General features: G+C 65.1%; 21 protein-coding genes. 12 read left to right on the forward strand and 9 right to left on the reverse strand.

Going from position 1 to position 22,161, the window contains the following annotated elements; genetic code table 11:
• Positions 1-34: 34 nt before the first annotated feature.
• On the forward strand, positions 35-409 hold the full coding sequence (locus QCE48_RS23570) for a hypothetical protein (protein WP_309782594.1): 375 nt from the start codon (positions 35-37) through the stop codon (positions 407-409).
• A 25-nt stretch (positions 410-434) separates the two neighbouring features.
• Here QCE48_RS23570 and QCE48_RS23575 read toward each other — a convergent pair whose 3' ends face one another.
• Positions 435-599, reverse strand: a complete 165-nt coding sequence (locus tag QCE48_RS23575; RefSeq protein ID WP_309782595.1) for a hypothetical protein — start codon at positions 597-599, stop codon at positions 435-437.
• 306 nt (positions 600-905) lie between these two features.
• Here QCE48_RS23575 and QCE48_RS23580 point away from each other — a divergent pair, with 306 nt between their 5' ends.
• Positions 906-1,193 carry a hypothetical protein gene (locus QCE48_RS23580; protein ID WP_309782597.1) on the forward strand — a complete coding sequence of 96 codons (288 nt, stop codon included), beginning with the start codon at positions 906-908 and terminating at the stop codon, positions 1,191-1,193.
• Here the strand turns inward: QCE48_RS23580 and QCE48_RS23585 are convergent.
• The 3 genes from QCE48_RS23585 to QCE48_RS23595 form a co-directional block, all read right to left on the reverse strand.
• Positions 1,190-2,218: a trypsin-like peptidase domain-containing protein gene (locus QCE48_RS23585; protein WP_309782599.1), complete on the reverse strand. Its 1,029-nt coding sequence runs from the start codon at positions 2,216-2,218 to the stop codon at positions 1,190-1,192. The genes QCE48_RS23580 and QCE48_RS23585 overlap by 4 nt on opposite strands.
• A gap of 67 nt (positions 2,219-2,285) precedes the next feature.
• Positions 2,286-3,191 carry a DUF4922 domain-containing protein gene (locus tag QCE48_RS23590; RefSeq protein WP_309782600.1) on the reverse strand — a complete coding sequence of 302 codons (906 nt, stop codon included), beginning with the start codon at positions 3,189-3,191 and terminating at the stop codon, positions 2,286-2,288.
• A gap of 37 nt (positions 3,192-3,228) precedes the next feature.
• Complete coding sequence (locus tag QCE48_RS23595) at positions 3,229-3,957, reverse strand: GntR family transcriptional regulator (protein WP_309782601.1); 729 nt, start codon at positions 3,955-3,957, stop codon at positions 3,229-3,231.
• A gap of 159 nt (positions 3,958-4,116) precedes the next feature.
• On the opposite strand from QCE48_RS23595, the gene QCE48_RS23600 reads away from it, so the two are divergent.
• From QCE48_RS23600 to QCE48_RS23620, 5 genes are all read left to right on the forward strand, one after another.
• Entirely contained in the window at positions 4,117-5,337 is a 1,221-nt protein-coding gene (locus QCE48_RS23600) for an aminotransferase class V-fold PLP-dependent enzyme (RefSeq protein ID WP_309782602.1), read from the forward strand.
• A 4-nt stretch (positions 5,338-5,341) separates the two neighbouring features.
• The gene (locus tag QCE48_RS23605) at positions 5,342-8,350 is read left to right on the forward strand and encodes an FAD-linked oxidase C-terminal domain-containing protein (protein ID WP_309782603.1); all 3,009 of its coding nucleotides are present in this window, start codon (positions 5,342-5,344) and stop codon (positions 8,348-8,350) included.
• Between the two features lie 173 nt (positions 8,351-8,523).
• Positions 8,524-9,813, forward strand: coding sequence for an MFS transporter (locus tag QCE48_RS23610; RefSeq protein WP_309782604.1), 1,290 nt, complete (start codon positions 8,524-8,526; stop codon positions 9,811-9,813).
• A gap of 13 nt (positions 9,814-9,826) precedes the next feature.
• Positions 9,827-10,609, forward strand: coding sequence for an enoyl-CoA hydratase-related protein (locus QCE48_RS23615; RefSeq protein ID WP_309782605.1), 783 nt, complete (start codon positions 9,827-9,829; stop codon positions 10,607-10,609).
• A 1-nt stretch (position 10,610) separates the two neighbouring features.
• Positions 10,611-11,819, forward strand: a complete 1,209-nt coding sequence (locus tag QCE48_RS23620) for a CoA transferase (protein WP_309782606.1) — start codon at positions 10,611-10,613, stop codon at positions 11,817-11,819.
• 88 nt (positions 11,820-11,907) lie between these two features.
• Here QCE48_RS23620 and QCE48_RS23625 read toward each other — a convergent pair whose 3' ends face one another.
• From QCE48_RS23625 to QCE48_RS23635, 3 genes are read right to left on the reverse strand one after another with little or no spacing between them, the layout of a single operon-like run.
• On the reverse strand, positions 11,908-13,002 hold the full coding sequence (locus QCE48_RS23625) for a serine hydrolase (protein WP_309782607.1): 1,095 nt from the start codon (positions 13,000-13,002) through the stop codon (positions 11,908-11,910).
• A 33-nt stretch (positions 13,003-13,035) separates the two neighbouring features.
• Positions 13,036-14,328, reverse strand: coding sequence for an MFS transporter (locus QCE48_RS23630; RefSeq protein ID WP_309782609.1), 1,293 nt, complete (start codon positions 14,326-14,328; stop codon positions 13,036-13,038).
• Positions 14,318-15,739, reverse strand: coding sequence for a M20 family metallopeptidase (locus QCE48_RS23635; protein WP_309782611.1), 1,422 nt, complete (start codon positions 15,737-15,739; stop codon positions 14,318-14,320). Before QCE48_RS23635 ends, QCE48_RS23630 begins: the two co-directional genes overlap by 11 nt.
• 145 nt (positions 15,740-15,884) lie before the next feature.
• Between QCE48_RS23635 and QCE48_RS23640 the strand changes: the two genes are divergently transcribed.
• The 3 genes from QCE48_RS23640 (at position 15,885) to QCE48_RS23650 (ending at position 17,943) form a co-directional block, all read left to right on the forward strand.
• A complete protein-coding gene (locus QCE48_RS23640) occupies positions 15,885-16,790 on the forward strand; it encodes a LysR family transcriptional regulator (RefSeq protein WP_309782613.1) in 906 nt (301 codons plus the stop codon).
• 126 nt (positions 16,791-16,916) lie between these two features.
• Positions 16,917-17,219 carry a hypothetical protein gene (locus QCE48_RS23645; RefSeq protein WP_309782614.1) on the forward strand — a complete coding sequence of 101 codons (303 nt, stop codon included), beginning with the start codon at positions 16,917-16,919 and terminating at the stop codon, positions 17,217-17,219.
• 136 nt (positions 17,220-17,355) lie between these two features.
• Positions 17,356-17,943, forward strand: a complete 588-nt coding sequence (locus tag QCE48_RS23650) for a hypothetical protein (RefSeq protein WP_309782615.1) — start codon at positions 17,356-17,358, stop codon at positions 17,941-17,943.
• A gap of 28 nt (positions 17,944-17,971) precedes the next feature.
• On the opposite strand, the gene QCE48_RS23655 is transcribed toward QCE48_RS23650, so the two are convergent.
• On the reverse strand, positions 17,972-20,329 hold the full coding sequence (locus QCE48_RS23655; RefSeq protein WP_309782616.1) for a type VI secretion system tip protein TssI/VgrG: 2,358 nt from the start codon (positions 20,327-20,329) through the stop codon (positions 17,972-17,974).
• 32 nt (positions 20,330-20,361) lie between these two features.
• Positions 20,362-20,844 carry a type VI secretion system tube protein Hcp gene (locus tag QCE48_RS23660; protein ID WP_309782618.1) on the reverse strand — a complete coding sequence of 161 codons (483 nt, stop codon included), beginning with the start codon at positions 20,842-20,844 and terminating at the stop codon, positions 20,362-20,364.
• A 160-nt stretch (positions 20,845-21,004) separates the two neighbouring features.
• Between QCE48_RS23660 and QCE48_RS23665 the strand changes: the two genes are divergently transcribed.
• The gene (locus QCE48_RS23665) at positions 21,005-21,604 is read left to right on the forward strand and encodes a type VI secretion system tube protein Hcp (protein WP_087629433.1); all 600 of its coding nucleotides are present in this window, start codon (positions 21,005-21,007) and stop codon (positions 21,602-21,604) included.
• Between the two features lie 43 nt (positions 21,605-21,647).
• Complete coding sequence (gene tssE / locus QCE48_RS23670; RefSeq protein ID WP_309782621.1) at positions 21,648-22,154, forward strand: type VI secretion system baseplate subunit TssE; 507 nt, start codon at positions 21,648-21,650, stop codon at positions 22,152-22,154.
• The last annotated feature ends 7 nt before the right edge of the window (positions 22,155-22,161 follow it).

Consider the following 22,161-nt stretch of genomic DNA (forward strand, 5'->3'; position numbering starts at 1 on the left):
TCCTCAGCCCCCATCGCACCGACGCGAGGTTGGAATGACAGCGAAGGCCTGCGCTTATGCACTCTTGCTGCTGACGGCTTCTGCTTCAGCGGCCCCGTGCTATTCCGATGGCGACGTCGTCACGCTCGAGGGCACCGCCACGCGTCAGGCCGCGCGCGCCGCCGAAGCTTCGGCCAAATCCGTTTGGGTGCTCTCGCTCGCGAATCCCATCTGCGTGAATTCGCCCGGCGCCCCGGCGGGCCAGAAGCAGCAAAGCTCGATCGACGTCGTGCAGATCGTCGATACAACGCCCACCGAAAACTCGCGCATTCAATTGACCGGCAAGCTCGTCACGGGCAACGTGAGCGGCTACTACGCGGTGCCGACTGCGATCTGGGTGCTGAAGCAGCGCGTGCTGTCGGGGCAATGAATGAGGCGTGCCGAGCCTAACGCCTTCACGACGAAGGCCGCTGCAACCGGCACCATTGTGCGACCACGAACTGCAACGGCTGATGTTCCAGTCCGCGTTCCTCTGCAAACCGAACGATCGCATCGAATTCCTGGCCGGTGCAGCGAAACGCTTCACGCGTGGACGACGGGCAGTCTGTCTGGTTCGGCATGGCGATCCTTTTTTCAGGGCCTTCTCCCGGCGTGCATGCGTCATCGACCGATGGCACGCAGTCTCGGAGTGCTTGCACTGATTAAGCCGCAGCACCGATCCCGCCACCGCCTGCTAGCGCACACAAACGCTCATACGGATAGGATCGCCAACGGGAACGCGTCGTCTTCGGCGTGACACCGCACGCCGATGCGCCGCGAGCATGGAATAAAACCGATGCTTCGTCCGTTTAGTGGATGGGCCGGCGTTCGCGCATCGCCTTCATGTGGCGCGGCCCGGTGGCAAAGAAAACAAGAAACCGGAACCGATGCGCGTTGCCGTTGACGCAAGCGGCGAGGAGGAGACCGTGAGTTCGGAAGCGTTTCAGCAGCAGGAACTCGTGCATATCGAGCGGATGATCGCCGAACTCGAGCGCATGCCGGGGCGTCGCCGTGGCGTGGCGGCGCACAATCCCGTCATGCAGCCCGAGTACTGGAGAAAGCGCATCCACGCGCTGATGAAGTCGCCCGATGCCACCGAGACCGTGGTCCGTCACGCGGCCGCGTTGCTCGCGAAACTGGCCGAACCCGCCGACCCGCCGCGCCGCCGCGGCTAGGCGTTTTGCTCGACCGGCGTCACGACGAGGTCGAGCTTCTGCGAACCGCGCAGCAGGGTGATAGTCACCGCGCGGCCGATCCGCGATCCGTCGAGCGCACGCTGGAGCGCATCGACGCTGTCGACCGTGAGGCCGTCGATGGCGACGATGCGGTCGTCGTTGCGCAGCCCGCCGAGCGCGGCCGGACTGCCTTTGACGAGCTCCATCACATGCACGCCGCTCGTCGAGTTCAGGTCGAAATAGCGCTGCACGCGCCGCGAGACCGGCACCGTCGTGCCCGCCACGCCGATATACGCGCGCCGCACGCGTCCGTGCGCGAAGATCTGCATGATGACCCACTTGGCCGTATCGATCGCGATGGCGAAGCAGATCGCCTGCGCGCCCTGGATCACCGCCGTGTTCACGCCGATCACCTGGCCGGACGAATTGATGAGCGGCCCGCCCGAGTTGCCCGGGTTGAGCGCGGCGTCGGTCTGGATCACGTCCGGGATCATGCGGCCCGAGGTCGAGCGCAGCGACCGCCCGAGCGCGGAGACGACGCCCGTCGTGACCGTCTGCGCGAGCCCGAGCGGATTGCCGACGGCAATCGCGATCTGGCCGACCGACAGCCGCGACGAATCGCCGAGTTCCACATGCGGCAGCGGCTCCGGCGAGCCGATGCGCAGCACGGCGAGGTCGCTGCCGGGGTCTTCGCCGACGAGATCGGCGTCGAACGTCGCGCCGTCCGCAAGCGTCACGCGGATGTGCGTCGCGCCGTGCACGACGTGGCTGTTGGTCAGCAGATAGCCGTCGGGCGTGAAAATGAAGCCGGAACCCGTGCCACCGCGCGCGCCGCGGCCGTTCGCATCGCCGGGCAGGCGTCGTTCGACGGAAATGAAGGCCACAGCCTGCTGCACGCGTGCAAGCGCGCCGATGACCGTGCGGGAGTAGGCGTCGAGGAGTGCGTGGTCGCCAAGCGCAAGCGGTTCGGCTGCGTCCGGCGCGCCCCGCGACAGATCGTCGATGAAACGGGGACGGCTTCCCATGATGGGGCTCCGCAATGATCGGATACCGACATGCGGGGCGGACGAGATGTTTTCAAGACGTGCCCGTTCAGCGGCCTGCGCGTGCGAGCATGTTCATCGGTCCGAGCCGCTCGACGGTGCGCATTTGCGCTTCGTCGCGCACGAAGAGCGAGCCCGCATAGCCGAGCGCATTGACCGCGATGCCGTCGACCGTCGCGACGGAGCGCGGCACGAGCAGCATCCAGTCGCGTGCGACGAGCAGGTTGTACGGCGCTGACTGATGCGCCTTGCCGTCGACGTCCACGGGCGGCACGCCTGCTGCGTCCAGCAACGCGCGATAGCACGCCCAGGCACTGTGCGCGGTCCCGGGCGCATTCATGCCGCGCGATACGTCGAAGCGGGCGAACGCGTGGGCGAACGGCAATCCCGGCACGACGCCGGTTCCATCGCGCAGGCGCGCAGCCGCGACGAGCGGTTCGACCGGCAGCGCGGGGCCGGGATGCCCGAGCGGTAGCGGCACGATCTGCAAATGCTTGTGCGGCTGGCTCGCGCCCGCTTCGGGGCCGCCGTTGTAGAAACCGAGTCCGTCGAACTGATCGAGGCACGCGAACCACGCCGCGAAGTCCGCGAGGTCGATCAGCGCGGATTGCGGCTCGAAGCGGCGCGTGACGACGAGCAAATGCTGGTCGATCACGTTGAACTTGTTGAGCAGAAGAATGTGACTCTCGCCGATATCCGCGACGACCAGATCATCGTCGCACGGCAGGAAAGGGTTCACGCGCACCGTGCCCGGCGGTGCGGAATCGCGCCGCGCGCGGTCCTCGTCCTTGCGCGCGACGCTCGACACCTGCCGCACGAGAAACGTCACGCCTGCGTCGTCGATCGTCGCCTGAACTGTGTCGATTGGGCGCAGCGCGCCGCAGTCGAGCGCGCGGCGCGACTGCCGCAGGATTGCGGGCCACAGCGAGCCGGGTTCGGGGAAGGGTTGCGTCATCTGTCAAGCGTAACACCCGCGACGGCGCGCGTTCGATTCACGGCTCCTGGCGATCGGGCGCTGGACGCACCGTCGTCAAGGTGCGCTCGGCCAGCACCGCATCGCGCTTGGAAAGCAGATGCGCACGCAGGATGGTCGCCATGCGGCGGCCGTCGCGCGAATCGAGCGCCTGGATCATCTCTTCGTGATCGCGGATCGCGCTGTCCCACTTCGGCGTCTGAAAGTTCGAGCGAAAACGCAGCGCCTGCAGCCGCCGGTTGATCGACACATACGTCTGCCGCAAGGCCGAATTGCGCGCGGCTTCGTTGATCTTGTCGTGGATCGCCTGATTGCGCGCGTAGTAGCCGGACAGGTCGTTCTGCTGGCGGCACGCGAGCATCGCGTAGTGCAGCGCCTTGATCTCGGCGATCTCGGTTGCCGTGATCCGCTCGCAGGCGAGTTCGCCAGAAAACGCTTCCAGTCCGCTCATCAGCTCGAAAGTTTCGCGAATCTCGGCTTCGCTCATCTGCGAGACCGACGCGCCCTTGTTCGGCGAGATGTCGATCAGCCCTTCGGCGGCCAGCACCTTCAGCGCCTCGCGCAGCGGCGTGCGCGAGATGCCGAGCGTTTCGCACAGCTTGCGCTCGTTGAGCTTCACGCCGGGCGCGAGCCGTCCCTCGACGATGAACGTGCGCAGATGGTCGACGACCGTGTCGTGCAGCCGCTGGCGTTCGACTTTCGGCAAGGCCAGCTCGAACTGCGCTTCGGGCAGGTCAGCATTTTGCATTCAATACTCCGAGCTTCTTTTTTCGCGATTTTACCGCACTGCCGCACGCCGGCACCGCCAATTGCTGCGGCGGGGTTTTCCCCTAAGCAAAACGGCTTTGCGCGCGACCATCCGTGCGCTAGAGTATTTTGCATGCAAAATTCCAAAAGGACGCGCACCATGCTCAAGCTCGATTTCCATCCCGCCGGACGCCATTTCCTGCAGATTCCGGGGCCGAGCCCGGTGCCCGACCGCATCCTGCGCGCGATGAGCTATCCGACGATCGACCATCGCGGACCGGAGTTCGGCGCGCTCGGGGTGAAGGTGCTCGACGGCATCAAGAAGATCTTCAAGACGACGCAGCCGGTCGTGATCTATCCGGCGTCGGGCACGGGCGCGTGGGAAGCGGCGCTCGCCAACACGCTTTCGCCGGGCGATACGGTCCTCATGTACGAGACCGGCCATTTCGCGACGCTCTGGAAGAAGATGGCCGAGAACCTCGGCCTGAAGCCCGAATTCCTCGGGTTGCCCGGCATCGAAGGATGGCGGCGCGGCGTGCAGCCGGACATGATCGAAGCACGCTTGCGCGAAGACAGCGGTCACGCGATCAAGGCCGTGTGCGTCGTGCACAACGAAACGTCGACGGGCGTCACCTCGGATATCGCCGCCGTGCGCCGCGCGATCGATGCGGCGGGGCATCCGGCGCTCTTGCTCGTCGATACGATTTCCGGCCTCGCTTCCGCCGACTACCGTCACGATGAATGGGGCGTCGACGTGACCGTGTCGGGCTCGCAGAAGGGCCTGATGCTGCCCCCGGGGATCAGCTTCAACGCGGTGTCGCAGAAGGCGATCAAGGCGAGCGAAACCGCGACGCTGCCGCGCGCGTTCTGGGGCTGGGACGAGATCATCGAGATGAACAAGCAGGGCTACTGGCCGTACACGCCGAGCACGAACCTGCTGTATGGCCTTTCCGAAGCGCTCGACATGATCCTCGACGAAGGGCTCGAACAGGTCTTCGCGCGCCATCAGCGGCTCGCGGCGGCCTGCCGCGCGGCGGTGAACGCGTGGGGCCTGCCGGTCCAGTGCGCGGACCCGTCAGTGTATTCGCCGGTGCTGACGGGCGTGATGACGCCCGAAGGTGTCGATGCCGATGCGGTGCGCAAGCTGATCTACGAACATTTCGACATGTCGCTCGGCACGGGGCTCGGCAAGCTGAAAGGGCGCATGTTCCGCATCGGGCATCTCGGCGACTGCAATGACCTCACGCTGATGGCGACGCTCGCCGGCTGCGAGATGGGCCTGAAGCTCGCGGGCGTGAAGCTGGAAGGCAGCGGCGTGGCCGCCGCGATGGACTATCTGACGAGCCATGCCGCCAAGCCTCAGTTGAAGGCCGCTGCCTGAAGCCATGCTGACCCGAACTTCCGAAGCGCTCGTCAAGCCGATACACCTGCTGCCCGCGTCCGCGCGTGCCGCGCTCACGCCGCTCGCCGCGCGCCTGCAAAAGGAGTTAAAGGGCGACGTGCTGTTCGAGCGCGCCGCGCGCGGCCGCTACGCCACCGATGCGTCGATCTATCAGATCATGCCGCTCGGCGTCGTGGTGCCGAAGGACCAGGACGATCTCAGGCTCGCGCTCGAGATCGCGCGCGACAGCCGGACCGCCGTGCTCGCACGCGGCGCGGGCACGAGCCAGTGCGGACAGACGGTCGGCGAGGCGCTTGTCGTCGATACGAGCAAGTGGCTCAACAACATCGTCCACTTCGACAAGGATGCGCAGACGGTGACGGTCGAGCCGGGCGTCGTGCTCGATCACCTCAACGCGTGGCTGAAGCCGCATGGGCTGTGGTTCCCGGTCGATGTGTCGACGAGCGCGCAATGCACGATCGGCGGAATGGCGGGCAACAATTCGTGCGGCTCGCGCTCGATGGAATACGGGATCATGGTGCACAACGTCGAGGCGATCGACGCCGTGCTCGCCGACGGTCACGAGACGCGCTTCGCCGCGCTCTCGCAGATGCCCGCCGATGCCCGCACACGCGCGCTCGTCGAAGGCGTCGCGCGGATTGCGGCGCGCGAACGCGACGAGATTCGCGAGCGCGTGCCGAAAGTCCTGCGGCGCGTGGCGGGCTACAACATCGATCTCTTCGATTGCCAGAGCCCGCTGCCGTTCAGCGCAGGCGACGAGCCGAACCTCGCGAACCTGCTCGTCGGATCGGAAGGCACGCTGGCGTTCAGCCGGCAACTTACGCTCAAGCTCGCGCCGCTGCCCGCGCACAAGACGCTCGGCGTCGTGAACTTCCCGACCTTTCACGACGCGATGGACATGACGCAGCACATCGTGAAGCTCGGGCCGGTCGCGGTCGAACTGGTCGATCGCACGATGATCGACCTGTCGATGGGCAATCCGGCGTTTCGTCCGGTCATCGAGAAGGCGCTGGTCGGCGAGCCGCAGGCGGTGCTGCTCGTGGAGTTCGCGGGCGCGGACAAGGCCACGCAGGTCGCGAAGCTCGCGCAACTCGTCGAACTGATGGGCGATCTCGGCTTGCCCGGATCAGTGGTGGAGATGCCCGACGCGGCGCCGCAGAAGGCGCTCTGGGAAGTGCGCAAGGCGGGTCTGAACATCATGATGAGCATGAAGGGCGACGGCAAGCCGGTGTCCTTCATCGAAGACTGCGCCGTGCCGCTCGAACATCTCGCGGAATACACGGGGCGGCTGACTGAAGTGTTCCGCAGGCATCGCACGGAAGGGACGTGGTACGCGCACGCGAGCGTCGGGACGCTGCACGTGCGGCCGATTCTCGACATGCGCCGCGACGGCGCGCAGAAGATGCGCGCGATCGCGGAAGAAGCGGCAGCGATGGTGCACGAATACAAGGGCGCGTATTCGGGCGAACACGGCGACGGCCTGTGCCGCGGCGAATGGGTCGCGTGGCAATACGGTCCGCGCATCAACGAGGCGTTTCGCGACATCAAGGCGCTCTTCGATCCCGACAATCGCATGAGTCCGGACCGCATCGTGAATCCGCCCAAGATGGACGACGCAGCGCACTTCCGTTTCCCGCCGACATATCGCGAGCGCGCACTGAAGACGCAACTCGACTGGTCGGCATGGAACGTCACGCGCGATCCGCTGACGGGCGCAGAAGGCGGCCCAGGTTCCGGCGGCGACCTGAGCAGCGGGCTCGCGAAGGCCGTCGAGATGTGCAACAACAACGGCCATTGCCGCAAGTTCGACGCCGGCACGATGTGCCCGAGCTATCGCATCACGAAGGACGAACAGCACGTGACGCGCGGGCGCGCGAACACGCTGCGGCTCGCGTTGTCCGGCCAGCTCGGCGAAGAAGGACTCGCGAGTCAGGACGTGAAGGACGTGCTCGACCTGTGCGTGTCGTGCAAGGGCTGCAAGCGCGACTGTCCGACGGGCGTCGACATGGCGCGCATCAAGATCGAAGCGCGCGCTGCCTGGACGGCGCGCCACGGTCTGCGCCTGCGCGAGCGGTTGATCGCGTTCTTGCCGCGCTATGCGCCTTATGCGAGCCGCATGCCGTCGCTCTTCGGCGCGATCGACAAGATGCCGTGGCTCAAGAAGCGGCTCGGTCTGGCTGCGGAGCGCTCGTTTCCGCGCTTCACACGGTCGTTCCTCGAACGCGAGGTGCAGCCGATCAAGCCGCCCGTCGGCACGAAGGAAGTGCTGCTCTTCGTCGATACGTTCAACAACTGCATCGAACCGGACAACGCGCGCGCGGCCAAACGCGTGCTCGAAGCGGCCGGCTATGTGGTGCATTTCAACACGATGCCGAACGAGCGGCCGCTCTGCTGCGGGCGCACGTTTCTCGCCGCAGGACTCGTCGACGAAGCGAAGGCGGAAGCGCGCCGCACGCTCGATGCGCTCCTGCCTTATGTCGAGCGAGGCGTGCCGATCGTCGGGCTGGAGCCGTCGTGTCTGCTGACGCTGCGCGACGAATTCCTGGCTTTCGGTTATGGCGATGAAGCCGTGCGCCTGTCGAAGTCGTCGTTCCTGTTCGAGGAATTTCTCGTGCGCGAAAAGGCGGCGGGCCATATGCGTCTCTCGCTCAAGCCGCTCGACACCCCGAAGGCGCTCGTCCACGGACATTGCCATCAGAAAGCGTTCGACGCGTTTCGTCCCGTGCAGACGGTGCTCGGCTGGATTCCGGGGCTCGACGTGTCGGTGGTGGAATCGTCGTGTTGCGGGATGGCGGGCAGCTTCGGCTACGAGGCGGAGCATGTCGAGGCATCGAAGGCGATGGCGGAACTGTCGCTGCTGCCGGCGGTTCGCGCGGCGGGCGACGCGGTGATCGTCGCCGATGGCACGAGTTGCAGGCATCAAATCGCGGACGGTACGCAAAAGCATGCGCTGCATGTGGCGCAGGTGCTGGCCGCGGCGCTGGCAGATTGAATCGACCAAAACGAGCAGCACAGAAGACAGGAGACAAGCCATGACACGACCGCGCAAACCGAGAATCCGCACCCTCGCACGACGGATGCAGTGACCGCATCCGGCGACACGATACGAGCAATCCGCTTCGGGCGCACGCATGCGCCTGCGAAACACGCAGCCCCAAGGAGACGATGATGTTCCGTCGAGCCACGACGCGCGTTCTGTTGCTGCTATGCGCGATGTATTTCATCACGTATGTCGATCGAGTCAATGTCAGTACCGCTGCGAGCGCATTCGCCTCGGAGCTGCATTTGTCGCACACGGAGATCGGTTTCGTGTTCTCCGCGTTCGCCTATCCGTATCTCGTGTTCCAGATCATCGGCGGCTGGGTCGGCGACCGCTTCGGTCCGCACCGCACGCTCGCCGTCTGCGCGGTCATCTGGGCCGGCGCCACGGTCATGACGGGCTTGTCGGGCGGCTTCGTCTCGCTGATCGTCGCACGCCTTTTGCTCGGCCTTGGCGAAGGCGCCACCTTCCCGACCGCGACGCGCGCCATGTCCAACTGGGTTCCCGCCGACCAGCGCGGCTTCGCCCAGGGCACGACGCACGCGGCATCGCGCATCGGCAATGCCGTGGCGCCGCCGCTCATCGTCTGGCTGATGGTCGCGACGAGCTGGCGCGGCGCGTTCATCATCACGGGCATCGTGAGCTTCCTGTGGGCGGTGGCCTGGATCTGGTACTTCCGCGACAATCCGCGCGAGCATCGGGGCATCACCGAGCCCGAGTGCGCGACGCTCTCGAACTATTCCGGCATCAAGGAGCGCCTGCCCGTGCCGTGGCGCGCGTTGCTCGGACGCATGGCGCCCGTCACCGCCGTGTACTTCTGCTATGGCTGGGTGTTGTGGCTTTTCCTCGGCTGGATTCCGCAGTACTTCCTGCACAACTATCACATGCAGCTCGGCAAGTCCGCGCTCTTCGCGTCGGGCGTGTTCTTCGCGGGCGTGCTCGGCGACTGGCTCGGCGGCACGGTCACGGACCGCATCCTGCGCAAGAGCGGCAACGTGCGGCTCGCGCGCAACGTGATGGTCGGCGTCTGCATGCTGCTCACGCTGCTCTCGCTCGCACCGATCATGTTGGTGTCCGACATCTCGATCACGATGGCGGCACTGTGCCTGTCCGGCGGCTTCTTCTTTAACGAGATGACGATCGGGCCGATGTGGGCCGTGCCGATGGATATCGCGCCGAAGCACGCGGGCACCGCGAGCGGCATCATGAATTCGGGCTCGGCGCTCGCGGCGATCATCAGCCCGGTGGTGGGCGGCTTTCTCATCGACCGCACGGGTAACTGGAACCTGCCGTTCACCGTCTCGATGGTGCTGATGGCGGCGGGCATCGTACTCTCGTTCACGATGCGCCCGGATCGCGCGCTCGAAGTCGAGGGCGGCGAAGCGGCGGCCCGCGACGCACGCAAGTTTGTTTGAACGGAGAGTGAACGTGGCTGACGCATCCATCACGATAGAACGCGAGGAGACCATCGCGACCGTCGTCATCGACCGGCCTGAGAAGCTGAACGCGATGACGAAACCTCTGTGGCACGCACTCGGCGATGGGATCGAAACGCTGTCCGCCGACGAGTCGCTGCGCTGCATCGTGCTGCGCGGCGCGGGCGAGAAAGCGTTTTCGCCGGGCAACGACATCGCCGAGTTCCGCACCGACCGCGCGAATGTCGAGCAGGCGCGCGAGTACGGCGCGATCATGCATCGCACGCTTTCCGCGCTGAAGGACTGCCGGCATCCGCTCGTCGCGATGATTCACGGCATCTGCGTGGGCGGCGGGCTGGAGATCGCTGCGATGTGCGATTTGCGCATCTGCGGAGAATCGAGCCGCTTCGGCGTGCCGATCAAGAACCTCGGGCTCGTGATGGCGCATGCGGAGATCGAAGGACTCGTGCGTCTTGCGGGACCGGCGGTTGCGCTGGAGATTCTGCTGGAGGGCCGCGTGTTCGATGCGCGCGAGGCGTTCGAGAAGCGGCTCGTCACGCGCATCGTGCCCGACGACCAGGTCACCGCCGCGACCTACGAGACCGCACGCCGGATCGCGGATGGCGCGCCGCTCGTCGCGCGCTGGCACAAGCAGTTCGTCCGACGCGTGATGGACCCGGCGCCGCTCTCGCCGGAGGAACGCGACGAAGGCTTTGCCTGCTACGGCACGGAAGATTTTCGCGCAGGCTATCAGGCTTTCCTCGACAAGGTGAAGCCGCAATTCAAGGGACGCTGACATGACCCACCACGCACAAGGACCGCTTGCCGGCATGAAGGTCGTCGAGCTGGCGCACATCATGTCGGGGCCGATCTGCGGCATGATGCTCGCCGACATGGGCGCCGACGTCATCAAGGTCGAGAAGGTCCCCGGCGGCGACGACTGCCGCCGCTTTGCGCCGATCCTCGAAGGCGGCGAATCGGCGTCGTTTCTGATCGTCAATCGCAACAAGCGCGGCATCGCGCTCAACCTCAAGACCGAGGGCGGCCGCGAAGTGCTGCGCAAGATGCTTGCGACCGCGGATGTCGTCACCGAGAACTACCGTCGCGGCACGATGGAGAAGCTCGGCATGGGCTACGAGGCGCTCAGGCGCGACAACCCGGGCCTCATCTATTGCGCGATCTCGGGCTTCGGGCGCAGCGGACCGATGGCCGACAAGGGCGGCTTCGATTTGATCGCGCAGGGGATGAGCGGACTGATGAGCATGACCGGCGAACCGGGACAGGCGCCGATCAAGGCGGGCTCGCCCGTCACCGACATCAACGCGGGCATTCTCGCCGCGCTCGGCATCTGCGCGGCCTACGCGGGCAAGCAGAAGACGGGGCTCGGGCAGATGGTCGACACCTCGCTCTTCGAAGCGGGTTTGCAGCAGATGTACTGGGCGTTCGCCAACTACTTCGCCGATGGCACAGTGTTGCCGAAGGCGGGTTCCGCGAACCCGACGAGCGCGCCGTATCAGGCGTTTCGCACGCGCGACGGCTGGGTGAACATTGGTGCTGCGAACCAGAGCAACTACGAGCGGCTCGTCGGCGTGCTGGAGATTCCGGGGCTTGCCGACGATGAGCGCTTCCAGACCAACGCGGGGCGCCTGAAGCATCGCGGCGCGCTGGTCGATATCCTGACGGCGCGGCTCGTCGAGCGCACGACGGCGGAGTGGCTCGCGTCGTTCGATGCGATCGGCTTGCCTTCGGGACCGGTGCTCGAAGTGCCGGAAGCGGCCTCGCACGAGCAGGCGATCGCGCGCGGGATGATCGTTCAGACGGAGCATCCGCTCGCGGGCAGCATGCGCGGGATCGGGCTGCCGATTCATTTCTCCGAGGGACGCGCGGAGTCGTCGCGGCCTGCGCCGCTTTTGGGGCAGCATACGTCGGAAGTGCTCGCCGAGTATGGGTTCAGCGAGGCGCGCATTCGGGCGCTGAAGGAAGAGGGGGCGATTCTGGAAGGGTGAGGGCGCGCGGGGGCTTCGGGCGGCGTTGGACTGGTTCGCTTGCGCTTCTGCGGAGCTTGTTTTCAGGTTCCACAGAAGCGCAGAAACATCAAACTGCGTACCCCAACTCCCCTCGACGGCCACCGTCAACCGCCGGTCCATCGACCGCATCCAACACGAGCCCAAAGAACGCATCGGCATGCTCAGGATTGAGCCACCGAACGATGACGGTCATCCGCCGCTCGGGCTCGATCCACATGAACGAACTGCCCGCGCCGATCGCGAACCAGCTCGAAGCGGGCACGCTCGGAAACACGCGTCGCTCATGATTGAGCCAGACGAGGTAGCCGTAAAACGGGGCGATCGCGCACGGCGTGCGCATGCGCGCGAGCCACTCGCTCGACAGAACCCGCCGGCCGTTCGCCATGCCATCGTCGAGCAGCATCTGCGCGACCTTCGCCTGATCGTTCGCGTTGATCGAGAGGCCGCCGCCCCAGTGCGTGCCGCCCGGCACGGACTGCACGCGCCGTCCGCCGATCTCGACCCACGCATGGTCATATCCCACCCATTGCCAGTCTTCGCTCGCGCCCACCGGACGCATGATCGCTTCGCGAAACACCTCCGGCAGCGGCCGGCCGAACAGATGCAAGAGCGCAAGCGACAACTGATTGATCCGCACGTCGTTGTATTCCCAGTACGTGCCGGGCGTGCGCAGCTCGCGCAAGTCGCCCTTCCTGCCAGCGGGCGGCTCGCCGAACGTGACCGCGCGATAGTGGTCGGCCTGATCCGGCAAGCCGAAGCACGTGCCTTGCCATTCGCTCGTCTGCTGAAGCATCTGCGCCCACGTCACGCTCGCGTTGTGTTCGTCGTCGAAACCGATGCCGGGCACGCGCCGGCAGATCGGTTCGTCGACGTCGGGCAGCAGACCGCGGTCGTGCGCGACGCCCGCCAGCAACGCGAGATACGTCTTCGCGATGCTGAAGGTCAGGTCCGCGCGATCCGGCTCGCCCCATGACGCGAGCACGCGTCCGTCGACGGCAATCGTCCCTGACACCGGCCCGCGGTCATGCACCGGGCCGAGCAGGCGGTTCCACGGCGGCGGGTCGTTCGGATGCACGCCGAACACGCCGTCCACACTGCGATCCCACGTCGTTTCATGATCGATTGCGAATTGCGCTGCACGTTGCAGATCGTCGTGTTGCATGTCTTGCGATTCCTTTTGAATCCAGTGGGAAGTTCAGTGCGCGTTCAGGCGCCGGCGCGCCCACACGAGCGTGAAGAGACTGATGACCGCCGCGAGCATCAGATACAGGCCGGGCGCGAGGTTGTTGCCCGTCGCCGCGATCAGCGACGCCACCGCGAGCGGCGTGAAGCCGCCGAATACCGTCGTGCCGATGTTGTAGCCGACCGCCATGCCGGTCGTGCGCGTGCGCGTCGGGAACAGGTCCGACATCAGCGCGGGAATCGGCGCGAAGTAGGTCGCTTTCAGCAGGGCCACCCAGATCACGGCGGCAAGGAGCGTCGCGAGCGACGGATGCGCGTTCATGAACATGAACGCCGGATAGATCGTGATGAAGAAAAGCGTGCCCGCGCCGAGCATGATGCGCGTCCTGCCGACCTTGTCCGACCAGTGCCCGACGAACGGCGTGAGCACCATCACGATGAAGCCCGCGACGAGCGTCGCGATGAAGCCGTAGGACGGCGCGAGCCCGAGCTGGCGCGCGGCGTAGGTCGGCATGTAGAGCAGCATGTAGTTTGCCGTCGTGGTCAGCACGAGCGAGCCGATCGACACCAGAAGGCGTTCCTTTTGCGTCGCGAGCACTTCGCGGATCGGCGAAGCAGAGCGTTCGGTGCGTTCAAACTCGGGCGTCTCGTCGATATGACGGCGGATGTAGAGTCCGATCGGCCCGATCAGCATGCCGAACAGGAACGGAATGCGCCAGCCCCAGCTTTCGAGCTGCGGCTGCGTCAGCATGCCGGTCAGCACCGCGCCGAACGCGGACGCGAGCAGCGTGCTCGCGCCCTGGCTCGCGAACTGCCAGCTCGACATGAAGCCGCTGCGCTTGGGCGCATGCTCGATCAGGAACGCCGTCGAACTGCCGAACTCACCGCCCGCCGAGAAGCCCTGCAACAGCCGCGACAAAAAGATGCCGATGGGCGCGAGGATGCCGATGGTCGCGTAGGTCGGCATCAGCGCGACCATGCCGGTGCCGATTGTCATCATCGCGATCGAGAGCGTCAGCGATGCCTTGCGGCCGCGGCGGTCGCTGTACGAGCCGAGCACGAAGGCGCCCACCGGCCGCGCGAGATACGACAGCGCGAACGTGCCGAGCGTAAGCAGCAGCGAGACGGTGCGGTCGCTCGTCGGGAAAAACAGGTGCGAGAGCGTCGAAGCGAAATAACCGTAGACGACCAGGTCGTAGAACTCGAGCGCATTGCCGATCGAGGTCGCGAGGATCAGGCGCGAGACGCTGGTGTGACTGCCGTTGGTCGCGCCGGCGCGCGTTTCGGCGGCGAAGTCAGTGCTCATGGCTGTGCTCCTTCGCGACGGTTTTCATCGGCAGTGCACGGGCGTCGCCGAGATCCCAGAAGAGGCCCGCCATCATGCAGAGCCCCTCGCGCGCGACGGAACCGAGCAGGTGTTCGTTCGGCGCGTGCTGCGAGCAGCCGGGGTAGGAGTGCGGCACCCAAAGGGTCGGCATGCCGAGGATGTCGGCGAAGACGTCGTTCGGCAGCGTGCCGCCGAGATTCGGCAGCAGCACGGGCTCCTGGCCGGTCGTCGCACGCAACGACTGCCGCGCCCATTGCACCCACGCGTTCTCGGGATCGACGCGGGTCGCGGGCATGCCGCGCTCGACGTCGATGTCGATCATGTGAAAACCGTGCGCATCGAGATGGCGCCGCACGATCGCTTCGAGCGCTTCCCAATCCGTGCCGACGACAAAGCGAATCTGCATGTGTGCGTACGCATGCGGCGGAATCGCGTTGACGGGCTTCTCCGGATTGCCCGTGCGAAACGCCAGCACTTCGAGATTATTCCAGCCGAACACGCGCTCGGTCGGCGTGAGGCCGGGTTCGCCGTAATCCGTGTCGATCGCAGGCTCGCCCGGATTGCCGCCCACTTCGATATCCGCGAGCGCGCGGCGCACGGCCGGGGGCACGGGCGGCGGACGCAACCCGTCGACGAGAATGCGGCCGTTCGCATCGACCATCGACGCGATCGCGTTCGCGAGCACCACGCCCGGATTGCGCAGCAGACCGCCCCAGTTGCCCGAATGATGGCCGCCTTCGCGCAGCTGCACGTCGAGCCGGAAGTTCACGACGCCGCGCGAGCCGAGAAAGAGCGTCGGGCGCTTGGCGGCGAGCCGCGGGCCGTCGGAGGCGATCAGCACATCGGCGGCGAGCTCGTCGCGCAGTTGCGCGCCGAGCGCGTGCAGCCCCGGCGAGCCGACTTCCTCGCCGGTCTCGAACAGCATCTTGAGATTGAAGCCAAGCCGGCCGCCGCGCGCTTCGAGCACGGCGTCGAGCGCGGCGAGGTTGACGCTGTGCTGGCCCTTGTTGTCGGCGGTGCCGCGGCCATACCAGCGGTCGCCGTCGACCGTCACGCGCCACGGCGAGAGTCCCTCGTTCCATTGCGCGTCGTAGCCGCGCACGACGTCGCCGTGGCCGTAGGTCAGCACGGTCGGCAGGTCGTCGGATTCATGGCGATGCGCGACCAGGAACGGCCCCGCGCCCGCCTGCGGATTTTCGACGACGCGGCATCGAAAGCCGAGGCGCACGAGTGCGGGCGCGATTTCGTCGTCGAGATAGGCGCGCAGCAGCGCGCCGCTGTCCGCTTCCTGGCTCTCCGTGCGCAACGCGACGCGCCGCGCGAGGTCTTCGAGAAAACGGCCGGAATCATAGCGATTCGCCGCGTTTTGAATGGCCGACTCACGTGTCACGTCGTTCTCCGGTGCGGCGCGCACGGTGGCGCGCAGGGTTCGAATCGAAAGCGTTGTGCCGATCTTGCTGCCGCCGATATTTGTGGACAATCACAATATTTGGCAGATATCGTTGCCGAAAAGGCAAACCGGAGAAGCCATCGACATGCAAAGCACCGCGCTGCGTTATTTCCTCGAAGTGGCCCAGAGCGGGTCGCTGTCCCGTGCGTCGGAGAAGCTTTTCGTGGCGGTCTCGGCGTTGAGCCGGCAGATTGCGAAGCTGGAGGACGAACTCGGCACGCCGCTCTTCGAGCGGCGTCCGCGCGGCATGGTATTGAGCGAAGCGGGGCGCCTGCTTGCCGCGCATGCGCGGCGCAGCCTGCTCGAAAACGAACGCGTGACCGGGGAGATTCGCGGGCTGACGGCGGACGGGCGCGCGACGATACGCGTCGCGAGTTCGGAAGGCGTCGCGCGCGATTTCCTGCCGCAGGTGTTCGCGCGCTTTCTGGACACGCATCCGGCCGCGCATTTTCAGCTCGACGTGATGGCGCCGTCGGTCGCGACGCAGCGGGTGCGCGAGGGCGCGTCCGATATCGCGGTGTGCTTCAGCCTCGCGCCGGAGAAGGACGTGACCGTGGTCCATTCGCAGCGCGCGCCGATCTTCGCGCTGACGCGGCGCGGGCATCCGCTTGCCGCGCGCGAGTCCGTGACGCTCGCCGATCTCGCCGCGTGGCCCCTCGCGATGTCCGGCGAGGGCGTCACGATCCGGCAGTTATTCGATATCGCGTGCAGCCTCGAAGGGCTCATCTTCGAACCCGCGTTCACGAGTAACTATCACGCCGCGTTGCAGAGCTTCGTGCAGCGCACGGACGCGGTGACGCTCACCGGTTATCTGACGGTGCGCGGGCGGCTGGAATCGGACGGGCTCGCCGCCATTCCGATCAGCAACGTCGAACTGCATCAGCGCACCCTGCAGGTTCAGACGATGGCCGGTCGCACCTTGCCTCAGGCGGTGGAAGCGTTTTTGTCGCTGCTCACGCGCGCGATTCACGAACCGGCGTTGATCGACTGAAGCGGTAGGTGATCGGAAGACGGGAACCACCGGTGTCTTCAGCGTGTCTCGACGTAATCGGTGCGGCCGTGGTTTGCCGCTGACAGTAACTCGGGGGATGACATGAGCTATGTGCTTAGCGAAGGTATGTTGAGAATCACCAGCCAGTCGGGAGCGGTGGCCGAGTTGCCCGGCGACGCGCTGCGCTGGGAAGAGCCTTTCGAGGACCCTGAAACCGGCGAACTCGTGCACCTCGCGACGATCGCGGCCGAAGAATTCCAGGGCTCCGCCGACGACCTGATCGTTCTGAAACTGACGGAGACCGAGAGCGGTGGCGTGCAGGGCGGTGAAGTGACGGTCGAGCGCAACGACGGGGGCTATGAAGTCGATACGGAGTATCTGATCGTGACGCTCGAAGACGATCTGGATATCGGCGATGAGGATGATTAGCGAGGTGGTTTGGAGGCCTCGGATCAGGCGGTAGGTAAGTCTGCGGTCGCTTTGTAATTTTACATAAGATAAATTATCGAAGTTGTGTGTAGGTCCCAAGTTCAAATGTCCGGTTTTGCCCTTGAGGCGCACGCTGATGGAAAGCGTCCTCAAGGGACTCACCATGAACGAGCGTGGTTTAACAACCAACACGCACTGCTTCGTCTTTGCTTCTGAGACTGGCTTTCGAGACTCCATGTCTGGCGCCATTGCACCTGTCCAGTCGATCGCCATCAATTCCGCAAAGGGAGCAAACATGACCTGGGATCACCTCGCGAAGCAAAAGGAAAACGCGCTGATTGCGATCAACCGGCCGCGTCCTTATCGGCCCCTCAAGGTGATGCCGCATGATCCCGCGCGCGATCCCGCGAATATCCGCGAGATTGGCGGCTGGTTCGGCACGGAAATCTTTCTGATGGGCAAAAGCCCGGAACGGATGGAAACGTTGCTCGGCTTCTGCGTGGGCTACCTGAAACACGGCGTGGACGTGTTCGAGTTCGCGAGAGCGATAAACGCCGACGATATAGACTTGCTCGGCGCTTATACGTATCTGCCGGGCGGCAAGGAATGGAATCAGGTCGACTTGAAGTGGCCGCCCGGCCTCGGCGCGCCACAGTGGAAACTCAAGCGACGCGTGCCATGCCGCTTTATCAGAACCGTGCCACGCGGCACGCCGTTTGTTTGATCGGACTAAATCCGGAAGCCGACGGCAATCAATTCTGCAAGATCTTCGAGCCTTTCATCACGATATCGCTGCTCGCCTTGATATTAATCTTGCCACTGCCGTCGACCGTGATGTCCTTTCCCTTGATGTGGATCGTCCCGTCCTTCTTCATGCTAAGACTGGCATCGCCCGTGACGAGGGTAATCGAGTCCGTCGCGTTGATCGTGAGGTTCTTGCCGACGCTAAGCGCATCGTCTTCGCCTACCGACGTCGTTCGCCCTTTTCCCACCGTGCTCGACTGTGCGCCCTGGATCGACTCGCCCGCATCCTTCGCGACGCTGACCGTCTGCCCGCCACCTACGTTGAGCGTCTGATCACCGCCCACGCTCGTCGACTGATTTCCACCGACGCTCACAGTCTGATCCGACCCGACGCTAACCGTCTGGCTGGCCCCGATGGTTTCCCTGTGATACGCCCCGACCGTCACCACCTGATACGCGCCCACGGTCACGGCCTGGAACGCGCCGATGGTCACTTCCTGCGCGGCGCCCACCGTGATGGTCTCGTTGATGCCGACGCTGTGCGTCCGTTGCAACATGACGGTAGCTGTCTCGCTCGCATGAACGGTCTTTGTCCGGTTCGCGCCGATCGTGATGCGCTCGTCGACGCCGACCGTCTCGGTCCGGTTCATCACGATGTCGATCTTCTCATTGTTGCCCACCGTCTCCGTGCGGTCATGCTTCACGTGAGTGGTTTCATCGTTATCGATGGTCTTCTTTCGATCGTGCCCGACCCAGTGCGTCTCGTCTTTTTCGACCTCGATGTCCTGATTCCTTTCCGCGTGCAGCAGCACCTGCTCGGCGCCCTTCTTGTCCTCAAAGCGGAATTCGTTGCAATTCGCGCCGCTGCCGCCCTTGCTCGAACGGCTCTTGATGCCGGTCTGCGTCATGTTGGCCGGCAGATCGTAGGGAGGCATCTGCTCGGCGTTATAGACGCGGCCCGTGATGATCGGCCGGTCCGGGTCGCCTTCCAGAAAATCGACGATCACTTCCTGTCCCATGCGCGGAATCGCAATCGCGCCCCAGCCCTTGCCCGCCCACGGCTGCGATACGCGGATCCAGCACGAACTGTTCTCGTCGCGCTTGCCTTGCCGGTCCCAGAAGAACTGCACTTTCACGCGCCCGTATTGATCGGTGTAGATCTCATCGCCGCCCGGCCCGACGACCAACGCCGTCTGCGGACCCTGCACGAACGGCTTGCGCGCGGTGCGGGCCGGCGCGAACGGCTGCTTTGCATCGATCGCGGAAAACCAGCACTCGCAGCGATTGGTTTGCGCGCCGTCGAAGGCTTCGTAGTCGGCGAGGTCGATTGCATAGTGCGTGCGCGTGACGAGATACTGCACGTTCTGATCCGCGCGCGGATGCCGCGCCAGCTTGAGCAGCGTGCCCGCGCGCACGCTCTTGCCATTGGTGCGCGCATCCACCTGATGCCAGTTGATATCCGGATCGTCGGGCACGCTGCCTTCTATGCGCAGTTCGTCCGCCCTCGACTTCGCGCGGCTCTCGCCGTGATCGGCCTCCACATAGCCGCCCGGATAATCGAAATTTTCCAGCCCGGAGAACGCATCGAAACCCGGCATGTGCTTGACCGCCTGCTTTTGCAGCGGCCGCGACGGGTGCTTGAAATCGTAGTCGGTCAGCAGCCAGTTGCGCGTTTCGATCACATGGTTCACGCGCCACTCGCTCACATATTCGATATCGGGCGCGGCGGCCATCGCTGCGCCATAGGGCAGCGATTCGCAGCCCGCGACGCTCTCGTGCGCGGCGAGCGTGTCGGTCAGGATCAGCGATTCCTTGCCGTCCTTGTCCTGGAACCAGTAGTAGATGCCTTCATCTTCGAGCAGCCGGCTCACGAAGTTGAAGTCGGACTCGCGATACTGCACGCAGTACTCGCGCGGCGGATGAGCGCGCGCGTTCGCCTTCCATTTGATTTCGCCGAATTCGAGACCCTTGTAGACCGGATCGGCGAACACGGCCTTCACGATCTCTTCGACCGTCTTGTTCTGGAAGATGCGGCAGTTGCTGCGCCGGGCGAGCAGCCACAGCCACGGTCGCACCGCGGCTTCGTAGACATGGAGACGTCCGCGCATCCCGGTTTGCCGGAAGCCCACGACGTAGCCGCCGAACACGCGCGCTTTGGCCTTCGGCACGCCGAGCGAGACGCTCACGCGCTTGCCGAGTATCCGGCCGATGTCGAGGTCCGCGCGTTTCGAGACGAACGTCAGCTCGCAACGCGGCATGCGCCCGAGTTCCGCGCTCGCGCGCAGGCTCAGAAAGCGCAACTCGTCGGACAACGGCGTATCGACGGTGACGAGCGGTTGCGCGGTATCGGCATCGTTGCTAGCCATCGACACACCGTCCTGCCGAATCGGCGTCAGGGTCAGCGGGTTTCAGTGCTGCGCACGTCCCAGCCGAACTTGACGGCGCCGCCCAGCGCGCCCTTGTCGTCCTGTGGCTTGTATTCGAACTCGATATCCGCATACATCATGCTGACCGTTTCCCGTACTTCGCCGCCGGTGCCGCCGCCTACCGCGATGTTCGTCACGGTCACCTGCTTCAGCGTGACCGTCAGGAATTCCTTCTGCCCTTCGCCCGCCTTGCTTGCGGTGAGCTTCGCGCTCGGCAGATGCTTGCCGCTCGCGCAGCTCTTGGCGAGCGTCGGCGAAGCCTTGTCGTAGAAGTGCATGAACGTGAACATCCCGGGATGCGCTTTGCCCACGCCGCTGCCGCCGCCGACCGTCGGGCTGCTGGCGTTAGTCACGTCCCAGTCCCAGGTCTGCACCTCGATCTGCCCTTCCGCACCCTTGTGCTTCGATTCGCCGTCGATTCCGTCGATCTTCAAATAGCAATCGGTCGTAGACATGAGGTCCTCCGTCGTCATCGTGTATTCGTGGTGCATGCGTCGCGCACGCGGTCCGCATGGAATCACTCGGTAAACGAATGCGGGCGCCGGTTTTTTGAAGTTAAAAATCGCGCCGTGTCTGCCGTCTTGTCATCAGCACCCTGCTTACCGGATCAGGACGATGCCAGGCTCCGATGTACGCGATCAGCGCTTCGAAAGCATCCTCACGCTGGACAGCCTGCGCCAGTTCGATCAGCTCGCGCTCACGGAAGCCGACGACATGTTCCTGCAAGTCGTCCCGAAGCGCAGCAATACGCCGGTGAAGGGCGAAGCCGACAAGCGCGGCGACTGGGACACGCCCATGCAGATCCACGGCTGGCGCTGGGCGCAAGGCTACGATGCCGCGCCGCATGCCGCCGCCCTCAACGCGAGCGACATGCGCGTGACGGCACTCGGCGTCATCAAGACGGTGGATTCGGCGTCGCCCGTGCTTGCGAAGCTCTGTGCGCAAGCCGAACTGCTCACGCTCGCGCAGATCAAGTGCTTCAAGTCGGCCGGCACCGCGCACGGCACGCAGATCGAGTTCCTTTCGATGAAGCTGGAACAGGCGTACATCCGCAATTACCAGATCTACACGAGCGCGCGGCTCGCGCGGCCGTGCGAGATTTTCGAGCTGTCGGCGCAACAGATCACGATGACGTGCGCCCCGCAGACCGCGACCGGAAGCCGCGGCGCGGAAGTGACCTTTGCGCTCGACGTGTCCGCGCGTCGCGTGAGTTGACGCGCGTCCAGTCGGACCGCGATGAACCGGAAAAACCGTGCCGATGAACGAGCCCAAAGCAGCAGAACGCCTTCAGCCGTCGCTGCTCGACCGCCTGATCGACCACGATCCCGCGACTCGCGCCGATCCTCCCGGCGAGCGCTTCATGACGCATCGCGGATTGCGCGCGGCCGTGCTGCGCGATGTGTCGTGGCTTTTCAACACGACCAATCTCGGCGACGCGATCGCCGAGGAGCGCTATCCGCACGCGTTCGCGTCGGTGCTCAATTACGGCTTGCCGTGTCTGTCCGGGCGCTTCGCCTCGACGATCGACGCCGTGCTGCTCGAACAGGCGATCCGCCACGCAATCGAACGCTTCGAGCCGCGCATCGATCCGGCGACGCTCGAAATCGAACCGGTGCTCGACCGCTCGGTGCTCGACATGCATAACCAGATCGCGCTCGTGATCCGCGGCATGCTGTGGGCGCAGCCGGTGCCGCTCGAATTCGCGCTGCGCACGCAGATCGATCTCGAAGAAGGCGGCATCACGGTCATGGAACTGGCGCGCTGACGCCCGG

The organism is Caballeronia sp. LZ024 (genome assembly GCF_031451455.1).
Lineage (GTDB): Bacteria > Pseudomonadota > Gammaproteobacteria > Burkholderiales > Burkholderiaceae > Caballeronia > Caballeronia telluris.

Excerpts from the sequence above, each read along its gene's own strand:
- QCE48_RS23570 (WP_309782594.1), top strand. The coding sequence starts at position 35 with ATGACAGCGAAGGCCTGCGCTTATGCACTCTTGCTGCTGACGGCTTCT.
- QCE48_RS23575 (WP_309782595.1), bottom strand. The coding sequence starts at position 599 with ATGCCGAACCAGACAGACTGCCCGTCGTCCACGCGTGAAGCGTTTCGC.
- QCE48_RS23580 (WP_309782597.1), top strand. The coding sequence starts at position 906 with ATGCGCGTTGCCGTTGACGCAAGCGGCGAGGAGGAGACCGTGAGTTCG.
- QCE48_RS23585 (WP_309782599.1), bottom strand. The coding sequence starts at position 2,218 with ATGGGAAGCCGTCCCCGTTTCATCGACGATCTGTCGCGGGGCGCGCCG.
- QCE48_RS23590 (WP_309782600.1), bottom strand. The coding sequence starts at position 3,191 with ATGACGCAACCCTTCCCCGAACCCGGCTCGCTGTGGCCCGCAATCCTG.
- QCE48_RS23595 (WP_309782601.1), bottom strand. The coding sequence starts at position 3,957 with ATGCAAAATGCTGACCTGCCCGAAGCGCAGTTCGAGCTGGCCTTGCCG.
- QCE48_RS23600 (WP_309782602.1), top strand. The coding sequence starts at position 4,117 with ATGCTCAAGCTCGATTTCCATCCCGCCGGACGCCATTTCCTGCAGATT.
- QCE48_RS23605 (WP_309782603.1), top strand. The coding sequence starts at position 5,342 with ATGCTGACCCGAACTTCCGAAGCGCTCGTCAAGCCGATACACCTGCTG.
- QCE48_RS23610 (WP_309782604.1), top strand. The coding sequence starts at position 8,524 with ATGATGTTCCGTCGAGCCACGACGCGCGTTCTGTTGCTGCTATGCGCG.
- QCE48_RS23620 (WP_309782606.1), top strand. The coding sequence starts at position 10,611 with ATGACCCACCACGCACAAGGACCGCTTGCCGGCATGAAGGTCGTCGAG.
- QCE48_RS23625 (WP_309782607.1), bottom strand. The coding sequence starts at position 13,002 with ATGCAACACGACGATCTGCAACGTGCAGCGCAATTCGCAATCGATCAT.
- QCE48_RS23630 (WP_309782609.1), bottom strand. The coding sequence starts at position 14,328 with ATGAGCACTGACTTCGCCGCCGAAACGCGCGCCGGCGCGACCAACGGC.
- QCE48_RS23640 (WP_309782613.1), top strand. The coding sequence starts at position 15,885 with ATGCAAAGCACCGCGCTGCGTTATTTCCTCGAAGTGGCCCAGAGCGGG.
- QCE48_RS23645 (WP_309782614.1), top strand. The coding sequence starts at position 16,917 with ATGTTGAGAATCACCAGCCAGTCGGGAGCGGTGGCCGAGTTGCCCGGC.
- QCE48_RS23650 (WP_309782615.1), top strand. The coding sequence starts at position 17,356 with ATGGAAAGCGTCCTCAAGGGACTCACCATGAACGAGCGTGGTTTAACA.
- QCE48_RS23655 (WP_309782616.1), bottom strand. The coding sequence starts at position 20,329 with ATGGCTAGCAACGATGCCGATACCGCGCAACCGCTCGTCACCGTCGAT.
- QCE48_RS23660 (WP_309782618.1), bottom strand. The coding sequence starts at position 20,844 with ATGTCTACGACCGATTGCTATTTGAAGATCGACGGAATCGACGGCGAA.
- QCE48_RS23665 (WP_087629433.1), top strand. The coding sequence starts at position 21,005 with ATGCCAGGCTCCGATGTACGCGATCAGCGCTTCGAAAGCATCCTCACG.
- tssE (WP_309782621.1), top strand. The coding sequence starts at position 21,648 with ATGAACGAGCCCAAAGCAGCAGAACGCCTTCAGCCGTCGCTGCTCGAC.